At 58.7% G+C, this 24,345-nt stretch carries 19 protein-coding genes; 9 read left to right on the forward strand and 10 right to left on the reverse strand.

Annotated features, from left to right (window positions below):
- Window positions 1-16: 16 nt before the first annotated feature.
- A complete protein-coding gene (locus tag C7I36_RS04465; RefSeq protein WP_106452528.1) occupies window positions 17-1,507 on the forward strand; it encodes a CoA-acylating methylmalonate-semialdehyde dehydrogenase in 1,491 nt (496 codons plus the stop codon).
- Window positions 1,508-1,781: 274 nt separating this feature from the next.
- Window positions 1,782-2,759, forward strand: coding sequence for a calcium/sodium antiporter (locus C7I36_RS04470; RefSeq protein ID WP_106452529.1), 978 nt, complete (start codon window positions 1,782-1,784; stop codon window positions 2,757-2,759).
- Window positions 2,760-2,828: 69 nt separating this feature from the next.
- Here the strand turns inward: C7I36_RS04470 and C7I36_RS04475 are convergent, their stop codons facing one another.
- Window positions 2,829-3,989, reverse strand: a complete 1,161-nt coding sequence (locus C7I36_RS04475; protein ID WP_106452530.1) for an amidohydrolase — start codon at window positions 3,987-3,989, stop codon at window positions 2,829-2,831.
- 66 nt (window positions 3,990-4,055) lie between these two features.
- Window positions 4,056-5,516, reverse strand: a complete 1,461-nt coding sequence (locus C7I36_RS04480; protein WP_106452531.1) for an MFS transporter — start codon at window positions 5,514-5,516, stop codon at window positions 4,056-4,058.
- Between the two features lie 298 nt (window positions 5,517-5,814).
- On the opposite strand from C7I36_RS04480, the gene C7I36_RS04485 reads away from it, so the two are divergent.
- Window positions 5,815-6,306, forward strand: coding sequence for a MarR family winged helix-turn-helix transcriptional regulator (locus tag C7I36_RS04485; RefSeq protein WP_106452532.1), 492 nt, complete (start codon window positions 5,815-5,817; stop codon window positions 6,304-6,306).
- 52 nt (window positions 6,307-6,358) lie between these two features.
- Here C7I36_RS04485 and fabG read toward each other — a convergent pair whose 3' ends face one another.
- On the reverse strand, window positions 6,359-7,123 hold the full coding sequence (gene fabG, locus C7I36_RS04490) for a 3-oxoacyl-ACP reductase FabG (protein WP_106452533.1): 765 nt from the start codon (window positions 7,121-7,123) through the stop codon (window positions 6,359-6,361).
- A 159-nt stretch (window positions 7,124-7,282) separates the two neighbouring features.
- Between fabG and C7I36_RS04495 the strand changes: the two genes are divergently transcribed.
- The 5 genes from C7I36_RS04495 (at window position 7,283) to C7I36_RS04515 (ending at window position 15,294) form a co-directional block, all read left to right on the forward strand.
- Entirely contained in the window at window positions 7,283-7,774 is a 492-nt protein-coding gene (locus C7I36_RS04495; protein WP_106452534.1) for a nucleoside deaminase, read from the forward strand.
- A gap of 356 nt (window positions 7,775-8,130) precedes the next feature.
- A complete protein-coding gene (locus C7I36_RS04500; protein WP_106452535.1) occupies window positions 8,131-9,606 on the forward strand; it encodes an ATP-binding protein in 1,476 nt (491 codons plus the stop codon).
- The gene (locus C7I36_RS04505) at window positions 9,603-12,263 is read left to right on the forward strand and encodes a Z1 domain-containing protein (protein WP_106452536.1); all 2,661 of its coding nucleotides are present in this window, start codon (window positions 9,603-9,605) and stop codon (window positions 12,261-12,263) included. The genes C7I36_RS04500 and C7I36_RS04505 overlap by 4 nt, the downstream gene beginning before the upstream one ends.
- Window positions 12,247-13,227: a PD-(D/E)XK motif protein gene (locus C7I36_RS04510; protein ID WP_245880029.1), complete on the forward strand. Its 981-nt coding sequence runs from the start codon at window positions 12,247-12,249 to the stop codon at window positions 13,225-13,227. Before C7I36_RS04505 ends, C7I36_RS04510 begins: the two co-directional genes overlap by 17 nt.
- Window positions 13,228-15,294, forward strand: coding sequence for an AIPR family protein (locus tag C7I36_RS04515; RefSeq protein ID WP_106452538.1), 2,067 nt, complete (start codon window positions 13,228-13,230; stop codon window positions 15,292-15,294).
- A 162-nt stretch (window positions 15,295-15,456) separates the two neighbouring features.
- Here C7I36_RS04515 and C7I36_RS04520 read toward each other — a convergent pair whose 3' ends face one another.
- Window positions 15,457-17,073, reverse strand: coding sequence for a DNA cytosine methyltransferase (locus C7I36_RS04520; protein WP_106452539.1), 1,617 nt, complete (start codon window positions 17,071-17,073; stop codon window positions 15,457-15,459).
- An 86-nt stretch (window positions 17,074-17,159) separates the two neighbouring features.
- Here C7I36_RS04520 and C7I36_RS04525 point away from each other — a divergent pair, with 86 nt between their 5' ends.
- The gene (locus C7I36_RS04525) at window positions 17,160-17,615 is read left to right on the forward strand and encodes a very short patch repair endonuclease (protein WP_106452577.1); all 456 of its coding nucleotides are present in this window, start codon (window positions 17,160-17,162) and stop codon (window positions 17,613-17,615) included.
- Between the two features lie 150 nt (window positions 17,616-17,765).
- Here C7I36_RS04525 and trpA read toward each other — a convergent pair whose 3' ends face one another.
- Genes trpA through C7I36_RS04555 form a run of 6 tightly spaced genes read right to left on the reverse strand, consistent with a single transcriptional unit; the run spans window position 17,766 to window position 24,284 of the window.
- Window positions 17,766-18,575: a tryptophan synthase subunit alpha gene (gene trpA, locus C7I36_RS04530; RefSeq protein WP_106452540.1), complete on the reverse strand. Its 810-nt coding sequence runs from the start codon at window positions 18,573-18,575 to the stop codon at window positions 17,766-17,768.
- Window positions 18,572-19,765 carry a tryptophan synthase subunit beta gene (gene trpB, locus C7I36_RS04535; RefSeq protein ID WP_106452541.1) on the reverse strand — a complete coding sequence of 398 codons (1,194 nt, stop codon included), beginning with the start codon at window positions 19,763-19,765 and terminating at the stop codon, window positions 18,572-18,574. Before trpB ends, trpA begins: the two co-directional genes overlap by 4 nt.
- On the reverse strand, window positions 19,762-21,150 hold the full coding sequence (gene trpCF / locus C7I36_RS04540) for a bifunctional indole-3-glycerol-phosphate synthase TrpC/phosphoribosylanthranilate isomerase TrpF (RefSeq protein ID WP_106452542.1): 1,389 nt from the start codon (window positions 21,148-21,150) through the stop codon (window positions 19,762-19,764). The genes trpB and trpCF overlap by 4 nt, the downstream gene beginning before the upstream one ends.
- On the reverse strand, window positions 21,144-22,151 hold the full coding sequence (gene trpD, locus C7I36_RS04545; protein WP_106452543.1) for an anthranilate phosphoribosyltransferase: 1,008 nt from the start codon (window positions 22,149-22,151) through the stop codon (window positions 21,144-21,146). Before trpD ends, trpCF begins: the two co-directional genes overlap by 7 nt.
- A complete protein-coding gene (locus C7I36_RS04550; RefSeq protein ID WP_106452544.1) occupies window positions 22,148-22,741 on the reverse strand; it encodes an aminodeoxychorismate/anthranilate synthase component II in 594 nt (197 codons plus the stop codon). The genes trpD and C7I36_RS04550 overlap by 4 nt, the downstream gene beginning before the upstream one ends.
- A complete protein-coding gene (locus C7I36_RS04555) occupies window positions 22,734-24,284 on the reverse strand; it encodes an anthranilate synthase component 1 (RefSeq protein WP_106452545.1) in 1,551 nt (516 codons plus the stop codon). Before C7I36_RS04555 ends, C7I36_RS04550 begins: the two co-directional genes overlap by 8 nt.
- Between the last annotated feature and the right edge of the window lie 61 nt (window positions 24,285-24,345).

The following is a 24,345-nucleotide window of genomic DNA, read 5'->3' on the forward strand; positions in this document are numbered from 1 at the left end:
CCACAAGGATGCAGCGATGAGAATCACAGGACACCTGATCAATGGCGAACACCTCACCGGCGGCGAGACCGCGGACGTGTTCAACCCGGCCACCGGCGAGGTATGCGCCCGAGTCTGCCTGGCCGGGGAGGACGAGGTGGCCCAGGCGGTGGCGGCGGCCCGGGCGGCCTTTGCGGGCTGGCGCAACACCCCGCCCGCCCGGCGTGCCAGGGTCATGTTCCGTTTCCGGCAACTGCTGGAAGAGCATGCGGACGACATCTGCCGGCTGATCTGTGAAGAGCACGGCAAGACCTTGGACGATGCCCGGGGCGAGCTGCAGCGGGGCATGGAGAATGTCGAATATGCCTGCGGCGTGCCCGAGCTGCTCAAGGGCGACTATACCCGCAACGTGGGCCCGGACATCGACGCCTGGTCCGATTTCCAGCCCCTGGGCATAGTGGCGGGGATCACGCCGTTCAACTTTCCCGCCATGGTGCCGCTGTGGATGTATCCCCTGGCCATTGCCTGCGGCAACTGCTTCATCCTCAAGCCGTCGGAGCAGGACCCCGGCGCGGCCCTGCTGATTGCCCGGTTGCTGGAGCAGGCCGGGCTGCCACCCGGGGTGATGAATGTGGTGCAGGGGGGCAAGGCGGTGGTGGATGCCCTGCTCGGCCAGGAGGCGGTCAGGGCGATAAGCTTTGTCGGCTCGACGCCGGTGGCCGAGTCCCTCTATGCCAGGGGCAGTGCCGCCGGCAAGCGGGTTCAGGCCCTGGGGGGCGCCAAGAACCATGCGGTGCTGATGCCGGATGCGGACCTGGATCTGGCGGTGCCGGCCCTGATGGGGGCGGCCTTTGGCTCCTGCGGCGAGCGCTGCATGGCCATTTCGGTGGCGGTGTGCGTAGGCGATGCCATGGCCGATGCCCTGATCGCCCGGCTGGCGCCGGCCATCCGCGAGCTGCGTATCGGCCCCGGCCACCGGGATGGTCTGGACATGGGGCCGGTAATCAGCGGCGCTCACCTGGCACGGATCCAGGGCTGCCTGGAGCAGGGCCTGGCCGAGGGCGCCGAACTGGTGGTGGATGGCCGGGGCATACAGGTAGCCGGCTATGAGGGCGGCTACTTCCTCGGGGGCTGCCTGTTCGACCGGGTTACTCCCGGCATGCGCATTTACCGGGAGGAGATCTTCGGGCCCGTGCTGTGCGTGGTGCGGGTGGCCAGCCTGGCGGACGCCATCGGTCTGGTCAACGGCCACGAATACGGCAACGGCACCTGCCTGTTCACCCGCGACGGCGAGGCGGCGCGCCGTTTTGGCGATGACATTGAAGTGGGCATGGTCGGCATCAATGTGCCCCTGCCGGTGCCCGTGGCCTATCACAGTTTCGGCGGCTGGAAGCGCTCCCTGTTCGGCGATCTCGGGGCCTACGGGCCGGACGGGGTGCGTTTCTATACCCGGCGCAAGACCCTGACCCAGCGCTGGCCGGCCCCGCTGAGCGGGGAAAAGTCCCAGTTCGCCTTTCCCAGCCTGTAGCCGGGCCTTTTCTTGCCGGGCGCAAGCTGTCAGAATAGGCGCCTCTTGGGGGAGTAATCGTTCGGCGCCAGCCGAAACCACTGTCAACAATCTCTGAGCCGAAGGCTTATGGCAGTGGTGTCCTTGCGGATTGATGAGACCTGAGGCGGAACCCTTCACCGGGCGGGGAGGGGTCTGCCTCCGGTATTCGGTCCCGCCCTTGAGAGTGCCCTATGTTATCCAGTCCCGTCTTGTTTACCGACCTGTGCCGCGTGGCGACCCGGGGAGGCCCGTCATGCTGATGTCCCTCGCCGCCATTGCCCTTGGCCTGGCCGTCCTGGTATGGAGTGCCGACCGTTTCGTGGACGGCGCCTCGGCCACCGCCCGTTATGCGGGCATGCCGCCGCTGCTGATCGGCATGGTCATCGTCGGCTTCGGCACCTCGGCGCCGGAAATCGTGGTATCCATCATCTCCGCGCTCGAGGGCAATCCCGGCCTGGCCCTGGGCAATGCCTACGGCTCCAACATCGCCAATATCGGCCTGATCCTGGGGATCACCGCGGTCATCAGCCCCATTGCCGTGCACTCCCAGGTGTTGCGCAAGGAGCTGCCGATCTTGCTGCTGATCACCCTGCTGTCGCTGGCCCTGCTGTGGAACGGCATGCTTGCCCGCACCGACGCCCTGGTGCTGCTGGGCGTGTTTGTGCTGCTGATGGCCTGGAGCATCCGCCAGGGCCTGCGCGACGGGGCCGATGCCATGGCCACCGACGAGGCAAAGGAACTGGATGAAAACCTGATGACCCTGAAACAGGCCTTGTTCTGGCTGGTGGCCGGCCTGGTGCTGCTGATCATCAGCTCGCGCATCCTGGTATGGGGGGCGGTGAATGTGGCCCAGGCCTTTGGGGTGAGCGACCTTATCATCGGCCTGACCATAGTGGCGGTAGGCACCTCACTGCCGGAGCTGGCGTCGTCCATCGCCGCCATCCGCAAGAACGAGCACGATCTGGCCATCGGCAACGTGATCGGCTCCAACCTGTTCAACACCCTGGCGGTGGTGGGCCTGGCGGGCATCATCCATCCGCTGGAGGTGGCGGCGGAAGTGATCAGCCGCGACTTCCTGGTGATGGGCGTGCTGACCCTGTCCCTGTTCGTGCTGGGTTATGGCTTCAACGGCCGCCAGGGGCGCATCAACCGGGTGGAAGGCGGCCTGCTGCTGCTGGCCTACGGCGGCTACACCAGCTGGCTGGCGCTGGGCGTGCTGGCCGCCGCCTGATGTTCTGCCCCTCGCTGCCAGGAAAAAAGCGCCCGCGGGCGCTTTTTTTACGGGAGGAGCAAGGCGGGATTAGCGCAGCCAGCCCTCGGCGAGGGCCACCCAGTAGGCCGCGCCTATGGGCAGTATGTCCTTGTTCAGCACATATTCCGGGTGGTGCACAAACTTGCTGTCGCCGTTGCCGAGGAAACAGTAGGTGCCCTTTTTCTGCTGCAGCATAAAGGCAAAGTCCTCGGAACCCAGGTAGGTGGGACCCTTCTCGGACACCTTGTCCTCGCCCAGGGCGGCCCGGGCAATTCGGGCCGCCTTGCGGGTTTCCTCCGGATCGTTGTGGAGCACGGCGCCGGGCTGGCCTTCGCGGATTTCGGCGCTGCAGCCGAAGGACTCGGCCTGCTGGTGCACCAGGCGACGAATGTTGTTCAGCACCAGAATGCGATCGGAAGCGGTGGTGGTGCGGATGGACAGGCGCAAGGTGGCGGTGTGGGCAATGACGTTGCCCGCCTCGCCGGCCTGGAAGGCCCCCACCGTTACCACGGCGCTGTGGGAGGGCGCCACGTTGCGGGCCACCACCGACTGCAGGGCCATCACCAGGGATGAGCCGGCCACCACAGGGTCGACCGCCAGCTCGGGAAAGGCGCCATGGCCGCCTTTGCCGGTGAGCACCACCTCCCAGCTGTCCACCGCCGCCATGGTATCGCCTTCGGTGAAATACAGCTTGCCCAGCTCCAGTCCCGGCATGTTGTGCATGGCAAAAACATTGTCCACCGGAAAACGCTCAAACAGGCCGTCCGCAATCATGGCCGGGGCGCCCTGCATGGTTTCCTCCGCCGGCTGGAAGAACAGCCGCAGGGTACCGTTGAAATTTTTGGTTTCGGCCAGGTGCTTGGCGGCGCCCAGCAGCATGGCGGTGTGGCCGTCGTGACCGCACAAATGGGACAGCCCCGGCGTTTTGGAGCAATAGTGCAGGTTGTTGCTTTCCTGGATGGGCAGGGCGTCGAAGTCGGCGCGAAGCGCAATGGACTTGTCCCCGTCGCCCACCTTGAGGCTGGCGACAATGCCGTGTTTGCCGACGCCGGTGACAACCTCGAACTCCCCTAGGCCGCGCAGGACAGTGGCGATGTATTCGGCGGTACCGGCTTCCTGCATGGCCAGTTCCGGGTGGCTGTGCAGGTGCTCAAACCATGCGTTGATATGGGACTGTTGTTGTTCGATGTCTTTGAGGATGGTGCTCATGTCGATACTCCATTTAACACTGTTCGGGTTGGCCGCCGGCGCTTGGGCCGACGGTGCGACTGGGGCTCAGCGCCCGGAGGGCTTGCCCTTGGGAATGGTCAGGATGATGGAGAATACCGCCACCACCAGCATTACCAGCATGGTCAGCTGGGCGAAGAAGGCCGCTTCACGGTAGGCCAGGTTCTCCTGGTTGCCGACAAAGGTGATCACGCCTTCAAGCCAGAGAACGCTGCCGTTGTCACCGGCGATGGCGGTGTAGACGGCGGAGGCGATGGCCACCCCAAAGGAGGCGCCCAGGGAAGACGCCATCTTGTAGATGCCGGCTCCGGCCCCGGACTGATCCGCGGGCAGGTTGGACAGGGCCGCGTCGGTGGAGGGGGTGGCATAGAAGGCCAGGCCCACGCCAAAGAGGGTAAAGGCGATGACAGACAGGATTTTGTAGCTGCCGAGCATCAGGTTGGTGGGCATCAGCAGCAGGATCACCAGGCCCACGATAAAGCAGCCCCACAGCATGGGCTGGCGCGGTCCAAAGCGTTGCAGCAGTTTTTCACCCACCCGGATGAAGGCCAGAATGGAGATGGCGTATCCCAGGGTCAGCAGACCGGCTTCCTGGGCGCTGATCCCGCCTCCCTGCTGCAGCACCAGCATGGCGACGATGATGATGCCGGCGGTGGCATTGAGCAGCAGGTTGGAAATGGTGGCACCGGTGTAGGTGCTGTTGCGGAACAGGCGGAACTGTACAAAGGCGTTGGGATTACCCGCTTCCACCTTGAAAAAGAGGGCGCCAAAGACCACCACCACCAGCAGCAGGCCCAGTGACTGGGGGCTGGTCCAGCCGAACTGACTGCCCTGGGTGGCCAGCACCTGCAGCGACACCATGGCGACCATAAAGGTAATGACGCCCTTGAAGTCGAACTTGTAGTTGCCTTTGACTTCCGCCTTGGATTCGGGCGTGCCGCGCACCATCAGCATGCCCACCACGGACACCAGGGCGGCGATGATAAAGATCCAGCGCCAGCCCACGTTTTGTGCCATCAGGCCGCCGAACAGGGCGGCAAAGCCCGAGCCGCCCCAGGAGCCCATGGACCAGAGGGAAATGGCGCGCTGACGCTCGGCGCCGTCCCAGTATTCCTTCACCAGCGCCAGGGAGGCCGGCATGATGAAGGCGCCCGACAGCCCCTGGCTAATACGGCCCAGCATCAGGAAAAGGCCGCCAAGCTCGCCCGAGGGCGCGAGCCCGACCAGCAGGGAGCCCACGATCGAGAACATAAAGCCCCAGGTCACGGTTTTAACCCGGCCAATACGGTCGGCCAGGCCACCGACCACCACGATGAAAATCCCCGAAAACAGGGCGGTAATGGACACGGCATTGTTCATGAAGGATTGCTCCACGCCCAGGTCGGCGGCCATGGCGGGGGCAATGTTCAGCGTGGTCTGGGCAAATAGCCAGAAGGCCAGAACGCCGAGGATGATGCCGTACAGGAGCTTGTCGGTACCCCTGTAGGCGGTGGTCGCGGATTGGTTCATAAGGCTGTCCTTGGTTTGCAGCTCACGAAGGCCCGCGCCCTGTTGACGCGGAGTCGGGGCGAAGGACGGGGAAGGATTCCCGGTCCGTTATCGCTTGTGATTAAAATAAAATAGTTGCTAAATGCAAATATTGACCGCGATCAATTAACCGTCGTCTTGCCGGAGATCACGGTTAAGCAGCACGGGTTGCCTGTTTACGTAGCCTCTGCCAACTGGCCGTTGCCGGACAAGGCGGCCTTGGGTAAGGTGGAGGCAGTCGCTAAACTCACCCCAAGGTGATGAACAAAAAAGGAAAAACGTGGAAAAACCATTTAGCCGGGAGCGGTTGACCTTTCGCCTTGACCTGCTTGCCCAAGAGGCGATTCGCGCCAACGACGGTATATTCCAGTCCCGGTTGGGGCTTAAAATCCATGAGGTGCGGGTTCTGCGCATTATTGGCAATCAGCCGGGTATCGTGTTTGTGGAGCTGTCCCGCCAGGCCAGCCTGGAGCGCAGCCAGACCTCGCGTATCATTCAGCGCCTGATCAAGCAGGGGCTGGTCTGGCGCGAGAATGACGCAAGCGATGCCCGCCGTTTTCGGTTGTTCACGACCGAGGAGGGCGAGCTGAAACGCAGCGAGGCGCGGCGTTTGTCCGATGCGCTGGAAGCCCTGTTGATGGCACCGCTGCAGACGCCGGAAGCGCATATGCTGGACGACCTGCTGGCGCGGCTGTCGCACTGGATCCGCTCCGGGGAATACCAGCAACAACTGGGCGACTTTGAACGGCAGGAAGGCGGTCAGCCCGACTGAACCGGCGAGGGCGGGGGCGAGCCAGATGCACAGGGGCTGCCCCCGTTGTGACTCAGGCGGTGGCCGCCAGCGCCTCGGGCGATTCGGGCAGAACCTGGCCGCCATCCACCACCAGCGTCTGGCCTGTGATGTAGCGCGCTTCCCTCGATGCCAGGAAGCAGGCGGCGTGGCCGATGTCTTCCGGCGTCCCCAGGCAGTGGCTGGGGATGGCCGCCTTCATTTGCTCCAGGTAGGCCTCGCCCTGGGCCTGCAATCCCTCGGTGAGGATATTGCCGGGCATGACGGCATTGATGGTAACCCCGTCCCGGGCACACTCCAGGGCGGCGCTGCGCATAAAGCCGAGCTGCCCGGCCTTGCTGGCGGCGTAGTGGCTCCAGCCGGGAAAACCGGTGATGGGGCCGGTAATGGAGGAGGTGATCACCACCCGGCCGTAGCCCCTGGGCCGCATCACCGCCAGGGCCGCCTGCACCATGAAAAAGGTGCCCTTAAGGTTGATGTTGTGCATCCGGTCCCACTCTTGCTCGGTCATGTCCGCCAACGCGCACTGGGGAAAAATACCGGTATTCGAGCACAGGATATCCAGTTGGCCGTGACTGGCGATGACATCGTCCACCACCCGCCGGCAGTCCGCCTGGCGGGAAACATCCAGGGGCAGGTAGTGGCCGCCGAGTTCGGCCGCGCAGGCCTGGCCGGCGGCGGCGTCGATATCCGCAATAATCACCCTGGCCCCGGCGCGGCCCAATACCCGGGCAATGCCCTTGCCTATTCCCCTGGCGCCACCCGTGACCAGTGCCACCTTCTGGGTTAAATCAAACATCGGTGCTCTCCTTTTTTGTTCCGGCCGGGCGGTTGTGGTCCCGGCTCCCGACTACTATAGCCCGGCACCGCCGGGAGCCCATCCCAATACCGCAGCGGAGCTGGCTTTTGTGATACCGGGCGGGATAATGGCAGGGAGAACCACACAGGAGAGGCAGCGATGACCATTAGCGAACAGGATTTGCACCATTTGCGCCGCTGCGTGGCGTTGGCCGAAGAAGCGGTGGCTGCCGGCGATCAGGGTTTCGGCTCCGTGCTGGTGGGGGCGGATGGCACCGTGCTGGCGGAGGATCGCAACCGCATCCACAGCCGCGAGCCCACCTGGCACCCGGAAATCGCCCTGGCGCGCTGGGCCGCCGAACACCTCGGCGAGCAGGAGCGGGCCGCCGCCACCCTTTATACCTCGGGCGAGCACTGTCCCATGTGCTCCGCCGCCCACGCCTGGGCCGGGCTGGGGCGCATTGTTTACGCCAGCTCGGCCGCACAGTTCGGCCAGTGGTGCCAGGAGTGGGGCCTGCCCGCCTCGCCGGTGACGCCATTGTCCATCCAGCAGGTGGCGCCGAGCATCGAAGCGGACGGCCCCGTGCCCGAGCTGGCGGCACAGCTGCGCGAACTGCACCGGCGTTGTTTTGGCGTTGAGAGCAAGGACTAGGCCCCGCTTCCGCTATCCCATGTCGCCCCCGCAAAGGCGGGGGCCCATTCTTTTCACCCCTTCAGCACACTGAACTCCCGGAACAGCCTCACCGGCAGCGGGTGTTCCCGCGGATTGTTCAGAAAGTTTGTCGTTCGGACGATTGGTTTCCGCAGTAGTGAAGCAAAATGCGATGATGTGGGTTACTTCGTGATGAATTACTTCAGCTGGGCCGAAACCACATCAACAGAGATGCACTACTACTGGTACTGACAAAAATTGAGTTAGCTATAAATACATCTGTTTTTTGTTGACCATTACACAGTACCTGAGAGAATGGCGTAAACCCGGTCTGAGAAAAAGTATAAAGAGGGGGCATGGCAAGGGATTTTACACAGCCACCAAGTGCAGCATGTCTAGCAGCATCAATGCGTGACCTAGGGTATTCACTTGAAACGGCGATTGCTGACCTTATTGACAACAGCATATCTGCCAACGCTGATGCCATTGACATTGTCTGTGATGTTACCGACGTACAGCCCCTAATGGTCATCCTCGATAATGGCAGCGGAATGACAGGAATGGAGTTGCTGAACGCGATGCGTCACGGAACAGTTAGCCCAAGGCAGGTGCGCTCTCCTCACGATCTGGGGCGGTTTGGTCTTGGCCTTAAGACTGCGTCATTCTCCCAGTGTAGATCGCTGACAGTGATCAGCAAAAAAGGTGGAGTTCTCTGCGGCGCAGAGTGGAATCTCGACCGTATCGACGCTGTTGACGAGTGGATCCTGTCCATTCTGGACGAAGCGGACATCCAAACCTTGCCGTACATTGATCGACTTGCGGATAACGGTACTGCCGTCATCTGGCGGGAACTTGACCGGCTTTTAGAAGATGAAATGGGAAGTCGTCGAGATGAGATCATCAGCGAGAAGCTGGATGTTCTGGACAGACATCTTGCGCTCGTTTTTCATCGGTTCCTAGCCGGTGAAATCAAGGGACGAACAAAAATATCGATTACTGTCAACGGCCATGCTGTTGTTGCTTTCGATCCTTTCTGCAGAAAAAATCCAGCAACGCAGATTCTGCCAGAAGAAATTGTTCGTATAAGTGACGCCACGGTTCGACTACAGCCGTATATTTTGCCGCATCACTCAAGACTGACTGCCAGTGAGTACGATTTCTACCAGAGTCGAAGCGACTTTATATCGAACCAGGGCGTGTATATTTATCGCAATGGCCGTCTCATGGCTTGGGGGGACTGGTTTCGGCTCATCCCGAAAGGGGAAGCGACCAAACTCGCACGGGTACAGATCGATTTTCCCAACAGTCTGGACGAGTCTTGGACCATCGACATAAAAAAATCACGTGCCAAGCCACCTCATCTGGTGCGCGAGCGACTTCGTCAGATCATCTCACAGGTTACAGGGCGCAGTACCACCGTGCATCGGGGGCGTGGGCAACGCCTCTTCCAAGAGGTTGCTGCTCCGTTATGGGAAAGGTATTCCGACCATGGCGGGATTCGCTATTCGATAAATGGTTCGCATCCACTGATCCAGTGTTTGGTCGAGCGATTGGATCAGAGCGGGGAGATAAATTTGAATGTTCTGTTGGCTTCGATTTCCGCATCATTGCCTGTCGAGATGATTTACTCCGACTATTCAAGCCACCCACTGGAAGTGAATCAGGCACCTGTGGAACATGATGTCATTGACAGGCTTTGTGCGCTACGTGCTGCGCTATGGGGCGACGCAACAGGGGATGCAGCTGCCTTCCGTGAAGTTGTCAGATCGACAAGACTGTTTGAACAGGACATGGACATCGTTGACCGATATATCGACCAGGAGTTTGCATGACTGCCACTCGGAACGAAAAAGAAAAGGGGATTGTTGCAGCGCTGATCACGGCATTTGCGGACCGTGAGGATCCACCATCACGAAAAGAGATACTGGACAGGGCGGCAGCACTCGCGCCCATCCTCGGATATGATGGTGACTTGCAGGACATAGTTGTGACGGCAGAAACTATCATCCCTTCCCGCATGAATGCAGGCATATCGCTCATCGATGTTGAAGCGGCTCATGACGAGGAGTGGATACGTAAACGCGAGATCGGTAGTACCTATGCTGAGGCTTATGCTGATTATTTGCGGAGCGAGAACTGGCATCCGACCGTTATAAATACGCTGCTGAACTACGATGGTTCGAAAATCCTTGGCCTTCTTCAGGACCCGACGAGTGACGGCACATGGAATCGACGTGGACTGGTCATCGGTCATGTCCAGTCAGGTAAGACAGCCAACTACATGGGAGTCATCGCGAAAGCGGCTGATGCCGGGTATAAGTTTATCATTGTTATCGCGGGAATTCACAACAACCTGAGGAAACAGACCCAAGAGCGTATTGATGAGGGCTTCATCGGTCGGTCGAGCGATCCTTCCAACAGAGTCAACATCGGTGTCGGTATGAACGCGGGATATCCCCACCCGGCAACACTTACCAACATCAATGATGACTTCAATGAAAAGACCGCAGCCAGAATGGGATGGCAGCTCAATGACTTCAGCAAGCCCATTATTCTCGTAATCAAGAAAAACGTCCGCACGCTCGATGCACTTCACAAATGGTTGAAAGCCATGAATGCGCGAGGTGACGGGCGCATCGCCGACGTACCAATGCTCATGATCGATGACGAGGCGGATAACGCTTCGATCAACACCAATAAAGAAGATATCAAGCCGACGCGTACAAATGCCGCGATACGCAGTATCCTCGGCCTGTTTACCAAATCTTGCTATGTCGGTTACACCGCAACGCCCTTCGCAAACATTTTTATCAATCCTGAGGCGTACGATCCTGAGGTGCGCGAAGAGCTATTTCCAAAAGACTTCATCTACTCACTCGATGCGCCGACAACCTATTTCGGCCCGGACAAAGTTTTTTTAGATGATGAGGCTAGCAACGATATTTTAGGGCGTATTGATGACTGTGAGGATTACCTTCCGTTCTCTCATAAGAACGGTCGCCCTGTAGCGGAACTGCCACCCAGCCTTTACCGAGCGCTGGATCAGTTCATTGTGGCGCGAGCCATCCGTAACCTGCGTAGACAGGAGCGGAAGCATTGCTCCATGTTGATCAATGTGTCTCGGTTCGTGTCCGTTCAAAGGGAGATTAAGGGCTTCATAGACCTGCGTGTGGAGAAGCTCCGAGAAGCTGTGAAGGCGAACTACATGATGCCGGAAGAAGTTTCGATAAAAAATTTCTACATGGCGGGTTTGAAGGCGGCGTTCGAAAGCGAGTTTTCGGGAAAAGGTTTTGCTTGGGAGGACATAAAGAAGTCCCTATGGGGAGTGTTCGAGCACCTCCGGACTTATGTGGTCAACAGTAAGAGTGACGAGGTGCTTGACTACGGAAAATATCAGCGAGACGGTATTGGTCTCACGGCTATCGCCATCGGTGGTCTCAGCCTTTCGCGCGGTCTCACGATCGAAGGGTTGACGATCAGCTATATGTACCGCAACACGCGGATGTACGACACACTCATGCAGATGGGGCGATGGTTCGGTTATCGTCCTGGTTTCGAGGATCTCTGCCGCGTATACTTGCCACAAGATTCGATCAATTGGTATTCATATATTGCTCATGCCTCAGAGGAACTTCGGCTGCAGATCAGGCGGATGCGCAAGATCGGGTTGAGTCCGAAGCGTTTCGGTCTCTACGTCCAGTCACACCCAGATAGCCTTTTGGTCACAGCTGCCAACAAGATGCGAAGTGGCGAAAAGGTAATACTAAATCAGAATTATTCCGGTAAGCTGATCGAAAGTACCTTGCTGCCACTTGATGCAGAAATTAACGCTAATAACGAATCTCTTATTGAGGAGTATTGGCGCGATCAGTTCGGTAGCATGATTCAGGATACCAAGCAGAAGGGCTGGTTTATTCCTGACGTTGATGTCGAGATAATTGAAGAATTCCTGATGCGCTTCAAGTCGCACAAGGATGCAGTTCTCCCGAAGTCTTGGGCTATTGACTATCTTCAGGCGATTGCCTCTCAGTTTCCCAAAGGTGACGTACTTTTGATCTCAAAGGGGGCTGGTGATAAGGAAAGCTTCCGACTGGGTGCGCAGGATCGAACGGCTAAAGATGCAACTTCTGACGGCTGGCGCCTGTCGGGATACCGTCTCGCCAGCCGTGGTGACGAGAAACTTGGGTTGGATAAGGAACAGATAAGCGCGGCTGAAGCGCGAGTCGCCGAGGACAAAAAGAGTAAGAGTAGAAAACCTTCAGATTTCCACTATCGAGAAGCACGGGACAAGCCTCTCCTGATGCTGCACGTCCTTGAGCCAACTGATAACGCCGAATTTTCAGGTCTTCGGGTTCCAGCCTGGGGTATGAGCTATCCTGTTGGCCTCGACCATAAACAAATTGAGGTGGTCGCCAATCAAGTCTGGTTCGAACAGATGTATGGTGCATTGGACGATGATCCGGACGCTGAGGATGATTATGACGAGTAGAGCCACACCGTGGGAAAAGATTGCCGAACCTCGCTCAGACTACAATGTCAGACGGGTGACGGGCACGACGGGAATGCCAACCTACTGGGGAAAGGATGCAACGGGTCAGTGTCTTTTTATCGTTGAACTTGAGGGTGACCACACATCACAATATCGTCGTGATGTAACTAGGTTGAATGGGATTAGTGTCGATCTTCGAAATGGTGATAATGACAGCCAGCAGCGCCTTGTTCTGGCTCTTTCACGGAATGTCGACTGTGACCTTTTCCTTGGGCTGTGTGAAACGCTGATCTCCAGCCTAGCGTCTGTGACGGACTCCGCAGTTGCGTTGTCTGTCACCCTTCAACACCTGAAGCGATGGAAAGCTTTTCTTGCAGGGAAGAAGGCGAGACTACTGACGAACGAAGAGATTCGGGGGCTCTTTGCCGAACTCTATGTTCTTCGTCTGCTGTACCAGCGTCGACTGACGCAGGGCGAGGCCATTGATGCGTGGTGTGGGGCAGACGACTCACATCAGGATTTCATCTTCGGTAATGTTGCCATAGAAGTGAAGTCCCTTTCCGGCCGCGAGAGGAGCAGTGTTCGCATATCTTCAGAGGATCAGCTCGAAGCACTGGTAGACAGCCTGTTTCTGATAATTGTACGCCTGATTGATATTTCGGATGCGGAGTCGGCACGTTCGCTGAATGATATAGTTGCGTTGATTGAGCAGGAACTTGTCACTGCCGAAGCAATTGAACAGTTTTCTGAAAAGATTGCCGACCGTGGATATGTTACTTTGGCTGACTATGACAAGCCACGGTTCTGTATTGGCAATGTCAATGGATACAGAGTTACAGAGAAATTTCCTAAACTTGTTCGGTCTCGGATACCGCGGGGCCTGTTTCATGTAGCCTATGATATTCAATTGGAGATGATTTCTTCATTTTCCTGTGAGGATGACGAGATATTTGGGAGGCCCTGATTGGAGACTACAACTACAGAATTCTTCCATGATTTCAGACAGGAGTTGTTGGTTGGTGCCGAGGCTAATGGCAGCTTTCAGCTTTCCGAGTTTATGGAAATAGTTGCAAATGAGCTTGTTGAAACAGGGGTAACGGAAGGATTTGAACTTTGCCATTACCGTGCACAGCGTGGGATGCGGGTTGATGGGTATTGGTTTGACGATGAGGGAATGCTGGAGCTTTTTGTCGCTGATTTTGAATCTCGAGATAAACTTATATCCCTAACCAAAACAGATGTCGATACTGCATTCAAACGAGTTACTAATTTCTTTGAGGCCAGTATAAGCAAGGGACTGTCAGGAGAACTGGAGATAACGTCACCGGAGTATGGGCTTGCCAGACAAATAGCTGATCGAAAGGGAGCAATTCGTCGACTCAGATTGACCCTATTTTCCGAGCGTTCGTTGAGCGAACGGATCAAGGAGCTCCCAGACTCGGTGGTGACAGGCATTCCTGTCAGCTATCAAATCTGGGATATCTCGCGCCTTCATCGCCAGAGAAGCGCGCGCAGTCACAAGGAACCCCTCGATTTTGATTTCGAGCATATGTTTGGATCGGGTATCTTCTGTCTGCCAGCCCACCAAGGAACTGAGGCTTACCAATCTTACCTGATTGTCATGCCGGCCGAACTTCTTGCGTCCCTTTACGAAAGATTCGGGGCGCGACTGCTCGAACAGAACGTGAGAACATTTCTTCAGGCTCGGGGAACAGTAAATAAGGGAATAAGGGCAACGATACTGAATGAACCGGGGATGTTTTTTGCCTACAACAACGGCATTACGGCGACTGCGCAGAGCGTCGAAACTAGAATGACAGATGCCGGACTTGCAATAACAAGGGTTATTGATCTCCAGATAGTCAATGGTGGCCAGACAACCGCTTCTCTATTTCATACGAAAAGGCGTGACAAGGCCGACCTGTCACGGATATTCGTTCAGATGAAACTGTCTGTCATTGATAACAAGAACAGTGAAACCATAGTCCCGAAGATATCCGAGTATGCAAATACCCAAAACCGTGTGAATGCTGCAGACTTCTTTTCCAATCATCCATTCCATGTACGAATGGAAGGATTCTCTAGGCGTATCTGGGCACCGGCTCAGAAAAATGTGCAGCGTGAGACAAAGTGGTTCTACGAGCGAGCGAGAGGTCAGTACGTTGACTCTCAGTCGAAGCTCACTCCCAGTGAACAGCGACGTTTCAAGGCGGAACACCCCAAACTACAGATGTTCACGAAAACTGACCTAGCCAAGTTTGAGAATGTCTGGGACGATCACCCCAGACATGTGAATCTTGGTGCTCAGAAAAATTTTGCTCAGTATGCCCGTCGCATTGGCCGCGAGTGGGAAAAATCATCCGACAGCTTCAACGAGTTTTACTTCAAGCGTGCGGTTGCGCGTGGATTGATCTTCCGTGCGACCGAGCGGCTGGTATCAGTTCAGCCTTGGTACAATGGAGGCTATCGAGCCAACATCGTCGCCTATACACTTGCAATGCTGAGCGAGATCACAAAACGAAAAAAAGGACACATTGATTTTCTGCGTATATGGAACGAGCAAGGTATCGATGTTTCCTTGGAAAGCGTACTTTCAATCATTTCCTATGTGGTGAATGAAGATATAACCAAGCCACCGGATGGCATCTCAAACATCTCTGAGTGGTGTAAGAAGGAAGCTTGCTGGGATAGAATTCAGAGCCGGGCAGAGGAGATAGAAAAGCTTCTTCCACTCGATTTTTACTCTCAACTTATATCTTTCGATGAGAGGGATGAGGAAAGGAAAAAAGCTAGGAAGACCCAGAGAATAGATAATGGTATTGAGGCTCAGCGACAAGTGCTGAGCATTTCTTCTGATAAATGGGCATATCTTCATCGAGAGTTATCCGCGAGGGCACTTCTTTCACCGAAGGAGGAGAGCATTCTCAAACTGGCAATGCAGATTCCAGCTAAAATTCCCACAGACAAGCAATGTCTGGTGCTTCTTGATACTCTTGAAAAGGGGATGGATGAGGGGATATCGCTAGATTAATCTACCGAGGGTTCGTATGTGGGTTCAGATCAGATTTGACCTCCGGAAAATATTTTTAGCCCAGACAGCTTGGAATCCTACCAAGAAACTACAACTACGTTGGGTTGTATAGGCGAGTGTTGCACTTGTGAGCTGAGCTTGTTTAAACGATTGTTCTTGTTATCAAATGGAGGGCTGAATAATTTTCCTTACAACCTCAGCAATCTGATTTGCTAGTAATGGTGGAACTGCATTTCCTACCTGATGATACTGTTGGGTTCTTCCGCCAATGAAGAAGTAGTTGTCGGGAAAGGTCTGTAATCTTGCTGCTTCCCTGACGGTGAGACTGCGACACTGGATGGGATCATAGTGAATAAAATAATGACCATCTTTTGATATATGGCTGGTGATGGTGGTTGATGGACTGTCAGCCAGCTGAACCTTGAAACGATCGGAAAATTTACCGCTTTCCCAGTTTTTGTGAGCAGGCGCCAAACCGGGTAAAGCGAACTCTTCATGCCCTTTGGGTGAGCGTTTGTGAACAGATGCAAAACAGGCTGCGTAGCCGTAACGGGCCAGGTCATCAATGCGATGACCACGTGATTCGTGGTTGAGCCAGACTTTGAGCTTTGAATCGTGGTACCAATTTTTCAGTTGGCTCCATTCATTGTCATTGTCATTGTCATTGTCGGAACTCATGGCTTGGAGCTTGGGGAGTTTAGTATGACCTATTTCCGTACTGTTGTTGATGCGAAGTGAGGTATCCTTCAAGGCCTCGTAAAGAGCCTTTTCATCGGAATTACCAGACTTGGCATGACAGGCCAGTTTCCACAACTCCTTCTGAACAGCATTTTCCCACTTTTCGGCAGAGTCTTTTTCTTTACTAAGTCGGCTACTTAGTTGACTACGTAGGGTCGGAAGATCACCAATGGCTGCTCGTACGGATACTGTTTTGGAGGGTTGCAGTTTTGGTAACTCGTCTCGAAAATGATCTTCCCTTACTCCTAACAAAATAACACGGTGTCTGGCTTGGGGAATACCATGGTCTTCTGCCCTGATGATGTAGCGTTTGGCATCTACAATCGTAGGATCATCACCATCCTTGAATACCTGCTCATTCACCAAAGAAACAATACGGTATTGAGGACTATTGCTGTCATGTATGCCCAGGGCTTTGTCTGGATTGGCGAGATCCTGCAGGATTTGATGAAAAATCAGCTTCCCGTCTATTTTTGAAGAAAGAATTCCCTTGACATTTTCCATAACAAAAATATCCGGATGATTGCGTTGAATGATTCTCAGGTATTCTTTGTAAAGAAAATGTCGATGATCTTCCTCGGGCTTGTAATTGGCCTTGCCTTTGTTTCGGGAGCGGCCAACCAATGAGTATGCTTGACAGGGAGGGCCTCCTATCAAAACCCAAGGCTTATTATCTTCCTTTGTTTTTACGGCTCGCTTTATGGCATTGTCGAGTTCGGCATTACCTTTTTGACTACCTATTTCAAGACAAAGCGCCTCTTTACCCGCCAGTTCCCAGAATAATTGGGTCTTATCGCTGTAGGCAACATCTGATTCACCGTTGCAGAAACGATAGTAGTCGTCAAGTGCTTCAGGTCTGTAGGTACGCAACAGTCTGTAAAAGGCACGTAGCCGCAGAGTCTGATGGGCGATAGGATCCCTTTCTGCCGAGACCGCAATCTGAAAGGCTTTTCCATCATCCAGTGCAGAAAACCCTTCCCCCAGCCCGCCCGGACCGGCGAAAAGATCTACAACAGGGATGGGAGATGAAGTTATGCTCATGATCTGTATCTTTGATTTCGACAAGGTAGCCAGGATACCAGGAAGCAGGGGGACAGGGAAGCAAACAGCTGGAGATGGTAGCAATTATGGTTGATGTCGTCGACAAAAAGACTCGCTCTCGGATGATGTCCGGCATTCAGGGCAAGAACACCGGGCCTGAAATGCTGTTACGGCATTATTTGCATGCCCGTGGGTTCCGGTATCGTCTGCATGTTGCCAACCTGCCAGGCAAACCTGATCTGGTTCTCCCCAAGTACCGGCTGTGTATTTTTGTGCATGGCTGCTTTTGGCACCGACATCCTGAATGTCGATATGCTACAACACCTGCCACCAACAGGGACTTCTGGCTAAAAAAGCTGACAGACAACAGGGAGCGGGATGAAAGGAGCAGGCTGCAGTTACAGGAGTTGGGCTGGCGAGTTTTCGAAATTTGGGAATGCGGACTCAGGAAGTCGGCTGGAGCTTCACTCGACTGGTTGCCGGAGCAGATCATTGGTGAGTGTGAGTCATTGAGTTGGCCCGACTATGTGCAGAAAGGATGAGTCGTTACAGGTCGAAAATGTAGGGAGTGATAGGCGCAGCGTATGGTCAACTCCAGAGGGCCTGCTAAAGCGTAGGCTGCTACTTGGTTCGAGATGCTATTCGGGGAGAGTAAATATGCCCCCGCCTTCGCGGGGGCGACGAGGCTGGTTTTACCCCTTGCGGGTAGCCGCCTTCATGTTCCGCACGAAGGTGGTCAGGGCGTCCAGCATGGCTTGGTTGTCGTCCAGGTGTTGCTCGATGATCTTGACCACGGCGGAGCCGGAAATGGCGCCGGCGGCGCCGGCCTGGATGGCGTCGCGCACCTGCTCCGGGCTGGAAATGCCAAAGCCGAGCAGCGAGGGCGGGGCACCGAATGCCTTCAGTTTGGCCAGCAGGCTGTCCACCGGCATGCCGGCCTTGGTTTCGGTGCCGGTCACGCCGGCGCGGCTCAGCAGGTAGGTGTAGCCCGAGCCCATTTGCGCCACGGTTTTCAGGGTGTCGTCGTTGCCGTTGGGCGGCGCTATGTAGATGCTGGCAATGCCCGCTTCGTCGGCGGTGGCCTTGAAGGGAGCGGCCATTTCCACCGGCACGTCGGCCACCAGCACCGAGTCCACCCCGGCGGCCACGCACTGGGCGTAGAAGTTGGCCGGGCCCGGCTTGTACACCAGGTTGGCGTACACCAGCAGGCCGATGGGCAGCTCGGGGTATTTTTCGCGGATCTGCTTGAGCATCTCGAAACAGGTGGCGGAGCGGGTGCCCGCCGCCAGGGCCCGCACCGTGGCGCCCTGGATGGTGGGGCCATCGGCCACCGGATCGGAGAAGGGAATGCCCAGCTCCAGGGCGTCGGCACCGCCGGCCACCAGGGCGTCGATCACCTTGAGCGACTGGGCGGGGGTGGGATCGCCCAGGGTCACGAAGGGCACGAAGGCACCTTCACCAACGGCGTTCAGCCGATCGAACAGGGTCTGGTAACGGCTCATTTCAGCACTCCTTTCTGCTCCAGGATATCGGCCACGGTAAAGATGTCCTTGTCGCCCCGGCCGGAGAGGTTGACGACCAGCACCTGTTCTTTTTCGGGTTCGGCCTCGGCCATTTTCAGGGCCCAGGCCAGGGCGTGGGAGGATTCCAGCGCCGGTATGATGCCTTCATGACGGGCCAGGGCCTGGAAGGCATCCAGTGCCTCGTCGTCGGTCACCGACACATAGCTGGCGCGGCCGATGGCGGCCAGGTGGGCGTGCTCGGGGCCGACCGAAGGAAAGTCGAGCCCGGCGGACACCGAGTAGGACTCCTCAATCTGGCCTTCGTCGTTTTGCATCAGCAGCGAGTGCATGCCGAAGAACACGCCCTTGGTGCCCTGGCCCAGGGTGGCGCCGTGCTCGCCGGTGTCGATGCCCTTGCCGGCGGGCTCGACGCCGATCAGGCGTACCTGCTCTTCATCGATAAAATCGGCGAACAGGCCAATGGCGTTGGAGCCGCCGCCCACGCAGGCGATCACCGCGTCCGGCAGCCGGGCTTCCCGCTCGCGGATCTGCACCTTGGCTTCCTCACCGATGATGCGCTGGTATTCGCGCACTATGGTGGGGAAGGGATGCGGGCCGGCGGCGGTACCCAGCATGTAGTGGGTGGTTTCGTAGTTGGCGGCCCAGTCGCGCATGGCCTCGTTGCAGGCGTCCTTGAGGGTGGCGGAGCCGGCGTGCACCGGTATCACCTCGGCACCCATCAGCTTCATGCGGAACACGTTGGGCTTTTGCCGTTCGCAGTCCTTGGCGCCCATGTAAATGATGCATTCCATGCCGAGCAGGGCGCAGGCCAGGGCGGTGGCCACGCCGTGCTGGCCTGCACCGGTTTCGGCGATGATGCGCCGCTTGCCCATGCGCCGGGCCAGCAGTGCCTGGCCCAGTACCTGGTTGGTTTTGTGGGCGCCACCGTGCAGCAGGTCTTCCCGCTTGAGGTAGATGCGGGTTTTGGTGTGGGCGGCCAGGTTGCGCACCCGGGTCAGCGGGGTGGGGCGGCCGGCGTATTCGCTCAGCAACTCGCGGAATTCCCGCTCGAACTCGGGATCCTGTTGGGCGTCCACAAAGGCCTGCTCCAGCTGGAGCAGGGCCGGCATCAGGATCTGGGGCACGTACATGCCGCCAAATTCGCCGAAGAAGGGATTCAGTAAGGTCATAGTGTGTTCCTGCGTCCGTAATGTCTGAGGGCGGCAAAGGCCGCGTCGAGTTTGGCCGGGTCTTTCTGCCCGGGGGCGCTTTCCACGCCGGAATTGAAATCCAGCCCCCGGCAGCCGAGGGCGGCGGCGCGGGCGGCGTTGTCGGGGCTGAGGCCGCCGGCGAGCATCAGGTTGTGCTTGTCGAGCGCGGCCAGCAGCGACCAGTCGAAGGCCTGGCCGGTGCCGCCGCTCTGGCCCATGGCCTGGGTGTCGAACAGCAGCCGGTCGGCGTTGGCGGGTGGCACCGGCAGGGCATCCGCCACCGCCACCGCCTTCCAGATTTCCACGCCTTCGGGCAGCATGGCGCGCAGGGCATCGATATAGGCCTCGTCCTCGTCACCGTGCAGCTGCACCGCCTTCAGCCCCAGGCTGCGGGCCAGCTCGGCAATCTCGGTGCGCCTGTGGTTGCGAAACACGCCCACGTAGTCGAGGGACGCGGCCTGGATAATGGCCCTTGCCTGCTCCGGGCTGACGCAGCGCGGGCTTTTGGCCACGAAGATGAGGCCACCGAAGGCGGCGCCGGCGGCCCGGGCGGCGGCGGCGTCTTCGGGCCGGGTCAGGCCGCACACCTTGTTGTCGCCCAGGATCAGGCGGCGCACGGCCAGATCCAGGTCATCCTGGATCATCAGCGAGCTGCCCACCAGAAAACCGTCGGCATGGGCGGACAATGCCTTTACCTGGGCGTGGTGATGGATGCCGGACTCGGAGATGACGATGCGATCGTCCGGGATAAGCGCCGACAGTTTCCGGGTGCGGTCCAGGTCGATGGACAGATCGCGCAGATCCCGGTTGTTGATGCCGATCACCCGGGCATCCAGGCGCAGGGCGCGCGCCACTTCCTCGGCACTGATGACTTCGGTCAGTATGCCCATGTTGAGCGCGCGGGCCACGGCGGCCAGCTCCCGGTACTGGTCGTCGTCGAGCACCGACAGCATCAGCAGGATGGCGTCGGCCCGGTGGTGGCGGGCCAGTTTGATCTGGTAGGGATCGATGATGAAATCCTTGCAGATCACCGGCTGGCTCACCTGGCCGCGCACCCGGGTCACAAACTCGAAGCTGCCCTGAAAGTATTTTTCGTCGGTCAGCACCGAGATGGCCGATGCATGGCGGCCGTACACGCCGGCGATGGCGTCGAGGTTGAAGTCGGCGCGGATCAGGCCCTTGGAGGGCGAGGCTTTTTTGCATTCCAGGATAAAGGCCGGCTGGCCGGCGGCCAGGGCCGCCTCGAAATTCCGATCGCTCGGGACCAGGCCGGCTTCAAAACTGTCCAGGGGCTGGGCCTGCTTGCGCTCGGCGACCCAGATTTTCTTATCGGCAACAATCTTGCCGAGAACGGTACTTAACATTGGCTCAACTCCGCCAGTCTGGTGGCCACATCCATTGCTCGGCCGGATTGTAACACAGCCAGCACCTGCTCCACGCCTGCTTTCAGGCTGTCGGCCTGGCCGTTCATCACCAGCAGCGGCGCCACGTTCATGGCGATAACGCCGCGCTGGGCCTCGCTGCCGCCACCCGCCAGCAGGTCCAGGGTGATCAGCTTGTTGTCGGCCGGCGTGCCGCCCTGGATGGCGCTGATGTCGTAACGCCTGAGCCCCAATTGCTCAGGAGTGATCTGGTCGTGGCTGATGGCGCCGTTCTTGATTTCCGCCACCCGGGTGGGGCCGTGGATGGCGATTTCGTCCAGGCCGCTGCCGTGCACCACCATGCCCCGCTTCAGGCCCATGGCGACCAGGGTTTCGGCGATGGGGCCGACCAGGTGCTCGGCATAGACGCCGAGCAGCATAACGTCGGGCCGGGCCGGATTGATGAGCGGCCCCAGCACATTGAAGATGGTGCGGGTTTTCAGGGCCTGGCGCACCGGCATGGCGTGGCGGATGCCGCCGTGATACTTGGGTGCGAACAGGAAGCAGACGTTGGCCTCGTCCAGGCAGCGGCGGGCGGTGTCCGGACTCATGTTCAGGTCGATGCCCAGTTGCTCCAGCAGGTCGGAAGAGCCGGACTTGCTGGAGACGCCGCGGTTGCCGTGTTTGGCCACCTTGATGCCGCAGGCGGCGGCCACCAGTGCCGAAGTGGTGGAGACGTTGATGGTGTGCATGCCGTCGCCGCCGGTGCCGACGATGTCGCAGAACATATAGTCCGGACGCGGAAAGGGGCTGGCGGCGGCCAGCAGGGCGCCGGCGGCGCCGGCGATCTCCTCCGGGCTTTCGCCCTTGATCTTGAGGGCGGTGAGCAGGGAGGAAAGCAGGATGGGATCCATCTCGCCGCGCAGCAGCTGGCCGAACAGGGCCTGGGATTCCTCCCGGCTGATGTGTTCGCCCCGGTAAAGTTTTTCCATGGCCTGGTTCATGCGGTGGGCTCCTGTGTGATGAAGTCGAGGCTTTGGGCCAGCAGGCGGGCCCCGTCTGTGGTCATGATGGACTCGGGATGGAACTGGAAGCCCAGCACCCGGTGGGTCCGGTCCAGCACCGCCATGGTCATGCCCTGGTAGTCGGCCACCACCTCCAGGCCGGCGGGAATGTCGGTGCCCACCAGGGAGTGGTAGCGGGCCACCGGCAGCGGTTGGGGCAGGCCGGCGAACATGTCGCGGCCCGAGTGGTGGATAAGCGAGCTTTTGCCGTGCTTGATCTCGCCCGCGCTCTCCACCGTGCCGCCGTAGTGCTCCACGATGGCCTGGTGGCCCAGGCAGATGCCGAGCACCGGGAAGCGGCCGATGCACTGCTTCAGCAGGGCGGGCATGTTGCCGGCCTCGGAGGGCTTGCCCGGACCGGGGGAGAGCACCAGTACCGGCCGTTCGGCGGCGTCCATGGCAGCCAGCAACTGGGCCACCGGCACCGTGTTGCGGTAGATGCGCACTGTGGCGCCGAGGGCGCGGAACTGATCCACCAGGTTGTAGGTAAAGGAGTCGTAGTTGTCGAGCAGAAAAACGGTGTTAGCCATGGGTCACCTCCGCCAGGGTCTTGCCGTGGGCCAGGGCGATGGCATTGAGCACCGCCGCCGCCTTGTTGCGGGTTTCGTCCGCTTCCGCCTGGGGTTGGGAGTCGTACACCACCCCGGCGCCGGCCTGCACATGGGCCCGGCCATGGCTCACGAAGGCGGAGCGGATCACGATGCAGGTGTCCATGTCGCCCAGGCCGTTGAGGTAGCCCACGGCGCCGCCGTAGCTGCCCCGGCGGCTGTGCTCCACGTGGCGGATAAGATCGCTGGCGCGAATTTTGGGGGCGCCGGTGAGGGTGCCCATGTTCATGCAGGCCTGGTAGGCGTGCAGGGCGTCCAGGTCGGCGCGCAGGGTGCCCACCACCCGCGACACCAGGTGCATCACGTGGCTGTAGCGGTCCACGCTCAGCAGATCCTTCACATAGCGGCTGCCGGGCTCGCTGATGCGGGCGATGTCGTTGCGGGCCAGATCCACCAGCATCAGGTGCTCGGCGGTTTCCTTCTCGTCCTGGCGCAGGTCCAGTTCGATGCGGCCGTCCAGATCCAGGTTGATGCTGCCGTCCGGGTTGAAGCCCCGGCGGCGGGTGCCGGCGATGGGGTACATTTCCACCTGACGAGTGGCGTGGTCAAACTTCACCGAGCTTTCGGGGCTGGCGCCGAACAGGATAAAATCCTGATCGTTGACGTAGAACATGTAGGGACTGGGGTTGGTCTGCTTGAGCTTGCGGTAGGCGGCCAGGGGGCTGGGGCAGGGCAGGCTGAAGCAGCGGGAGGGCACCACCTGGAAGATGTCGCCCACCAGGATGTGGCCCTTGAGGGTTTCCACGTCGGCGCGGAATTCGGCGTCGCTCTTGTTGACCTGCACCTGGCCGGCGAGGGGGGCATCCGCCTGGGGCTCGGCATGGGTTTCGCCGCAGGCGGCGGCCAGGTGATCGAGGCGAGCCTGCAGCCGGTCCTGCTCGGCGGGGTCGAACACGCAGGCGGCCAGGCGGCAGCTTTCGCGCATATGATCCAGGGTGATCAGGGTTTCGGCCAGGTAAAAACAGAAATCGGGGCAGTGGTTGATGCCCTCGCCGACCTCGGGCAACTGCTCGAAGGCGGCGATGAGATCGTAGGCAAAGGTGCCGGCCATAAACAGGTGTTGTTGGCCCCGGTCGGCGGTGAAGCGGGTCAGGAGCAGGCGCAGGGTTTCGAGCACCGAGGGGGCCTTGAGCCGGCTGTCTTCGTCCAGGTTGGCGTCGGCCTGGGGCACCGTCACCACCAGCTCGCGGGCCCGGCGTTCGCCGCCCAGTTCCCGCTCGATCAGATCCAGGGCGGGCAGGCCGTTGGCGTTGAGGGCGGTGAGGGTGACGCTGTGGCGGTTGCATACCAGCCGGACGCAGGCGTCCAGCATCAGCAGGCTCTGGGTGCCGGCCTTGGTGTCGATTTCGGCGGATTCCAGCAGCACGCTGTTGTCGCCGGGAGTGGTGAGGTGGGCAAAAAGGGCGAGAGGATCGCCGGTATAGGGTGCATCTTGCAGTAAAACGTGGAGCTGACCATGCGCCATGGGGTATTCCTTGTCTGGTTAATGCCGGTCGTCAGGGATTTGCAGTATCACCTGGCGGGCA

It is taken from the genome of Zobellella taiwanensis (assembly GCF_003012795.1).
GTDB classification, from domain to species: Bacteria; Pseudomonadota; Gammaproteobacteria; order Enterobacterales; family Aeromonadaceae; genus Oceanimonas; species Oceanimonas taiwanensis.

Coding starts and splice junctions, on each gene's coding strand:
- C7I36_RS04465 (WP_106452528.1), top strand. CDS start 17: ATGAGAATCACAGGACACCTGATCAATGGCGAACACCTCACCGGCGGC.
- C7I36_RS04470 (WP_106452529.1), top strand. CDS start 1,782: ATGCTGATGTCCCTCGCCGCCATTGCCCTTGGCCTGGCCGTCCTGGTA.
- C7I36_RS04475 (WP_106452530.1), bottom strand. CDS start 3,989: ATGAGCACCATCCTCAAAGACATCGAACAACAACAGTCCCATATCAAC.
- C7I36_RS04480 (WP_106452531.1), bottom strand. CDS start 5,516: ATGAACCAATCCGCGACCACCGCCTACAGGGGTACCGACAAGCTCCTG.
- fabG (WP_106452533.1), bottom strand. CDS start 7,123: ATGTTTGATTTAACCCAGAAGGTGGCACTGGTCACGGGTGGCGCCAGG.
- C7I36_RS04495 (WP_106452534.1), top strand. CDS start 7,283: ATGACCATTAGCGAACAGGATTTGCACCATTTGCGCCGCTGCGTGGCG.
- C7I36_RS04500 (WP_106452535.1), top strand. CDS start 8,131: ATGGCAAGGGATTTTACACAGCCACCAAGTGCAGCATGTCTAGCAGCA.
- C7I36_RS04505 (WP_106452536.1), top strand. CDS start 9,603: ATGACTGCCACTCGGAACGAAAAAGAAAAGGGGATTGTTGCAGCGCTG.
- C7I36_RS04510 (WP_245880029.1), top strand. CDS start 12,247: ATGATTATGACGAGTAGAGCCACACCGTGGGAAAAGATTGCCGAACCT.
- C7I36_RS04520 (WP_106452539.1), bottom strand. CDS start 17,073: ATGAGCATAACTTCATCTCCCATCCCTGTTGTAGATCTTTTCGCCGGT.
- C7I36_RS04525 (WP_106452577.1), top strand. CDS start 17,160: ATGGTTGATGTCGTCGACAAAAAGACTCGCTCTCGGATGATGTCCGGC.
- trpA (WP_106452540.1), bottom strand. CDS start 18,575: ATGAGCCGTTACCAGACCCTGTTCGATCGGCTGAACGCCGTTGGTGAA.
- trpB (WP_106452541.1), bottom strand. CDS start 19,765: ATGACCTTACTGAATCCCTTCTTCGGCGAATTTGGCGGCATGTACGTG.
- trpCF (WP_106452542.1), bottom strand. CDS start 21,150: ATGTTAAGTACCGTTCTCGGCAAGATTGTTGCCGATAAGAAAATCTGG.
- trpD (WP_106452543.1), bottom strand. CDS start 22,151: ATGAACCAGGCCATGGAAAAACTTTACCGGGGCGAACACATCAGCCGG.
- C7I36_RS04550 (WP_106452544.1), bottom strand. CDS start 22,741: ATGGCTAACACCGTTTTTCTGCTCGACAACTACGACTCCTTTACCTAC.
- C7I36_RS04555 (WP_106452545.1), bottom strand. CDS start 24,284: ATGGCGCATGGTCAGCTCCACGTTTTACTGCAAGATGCACCCTATACC.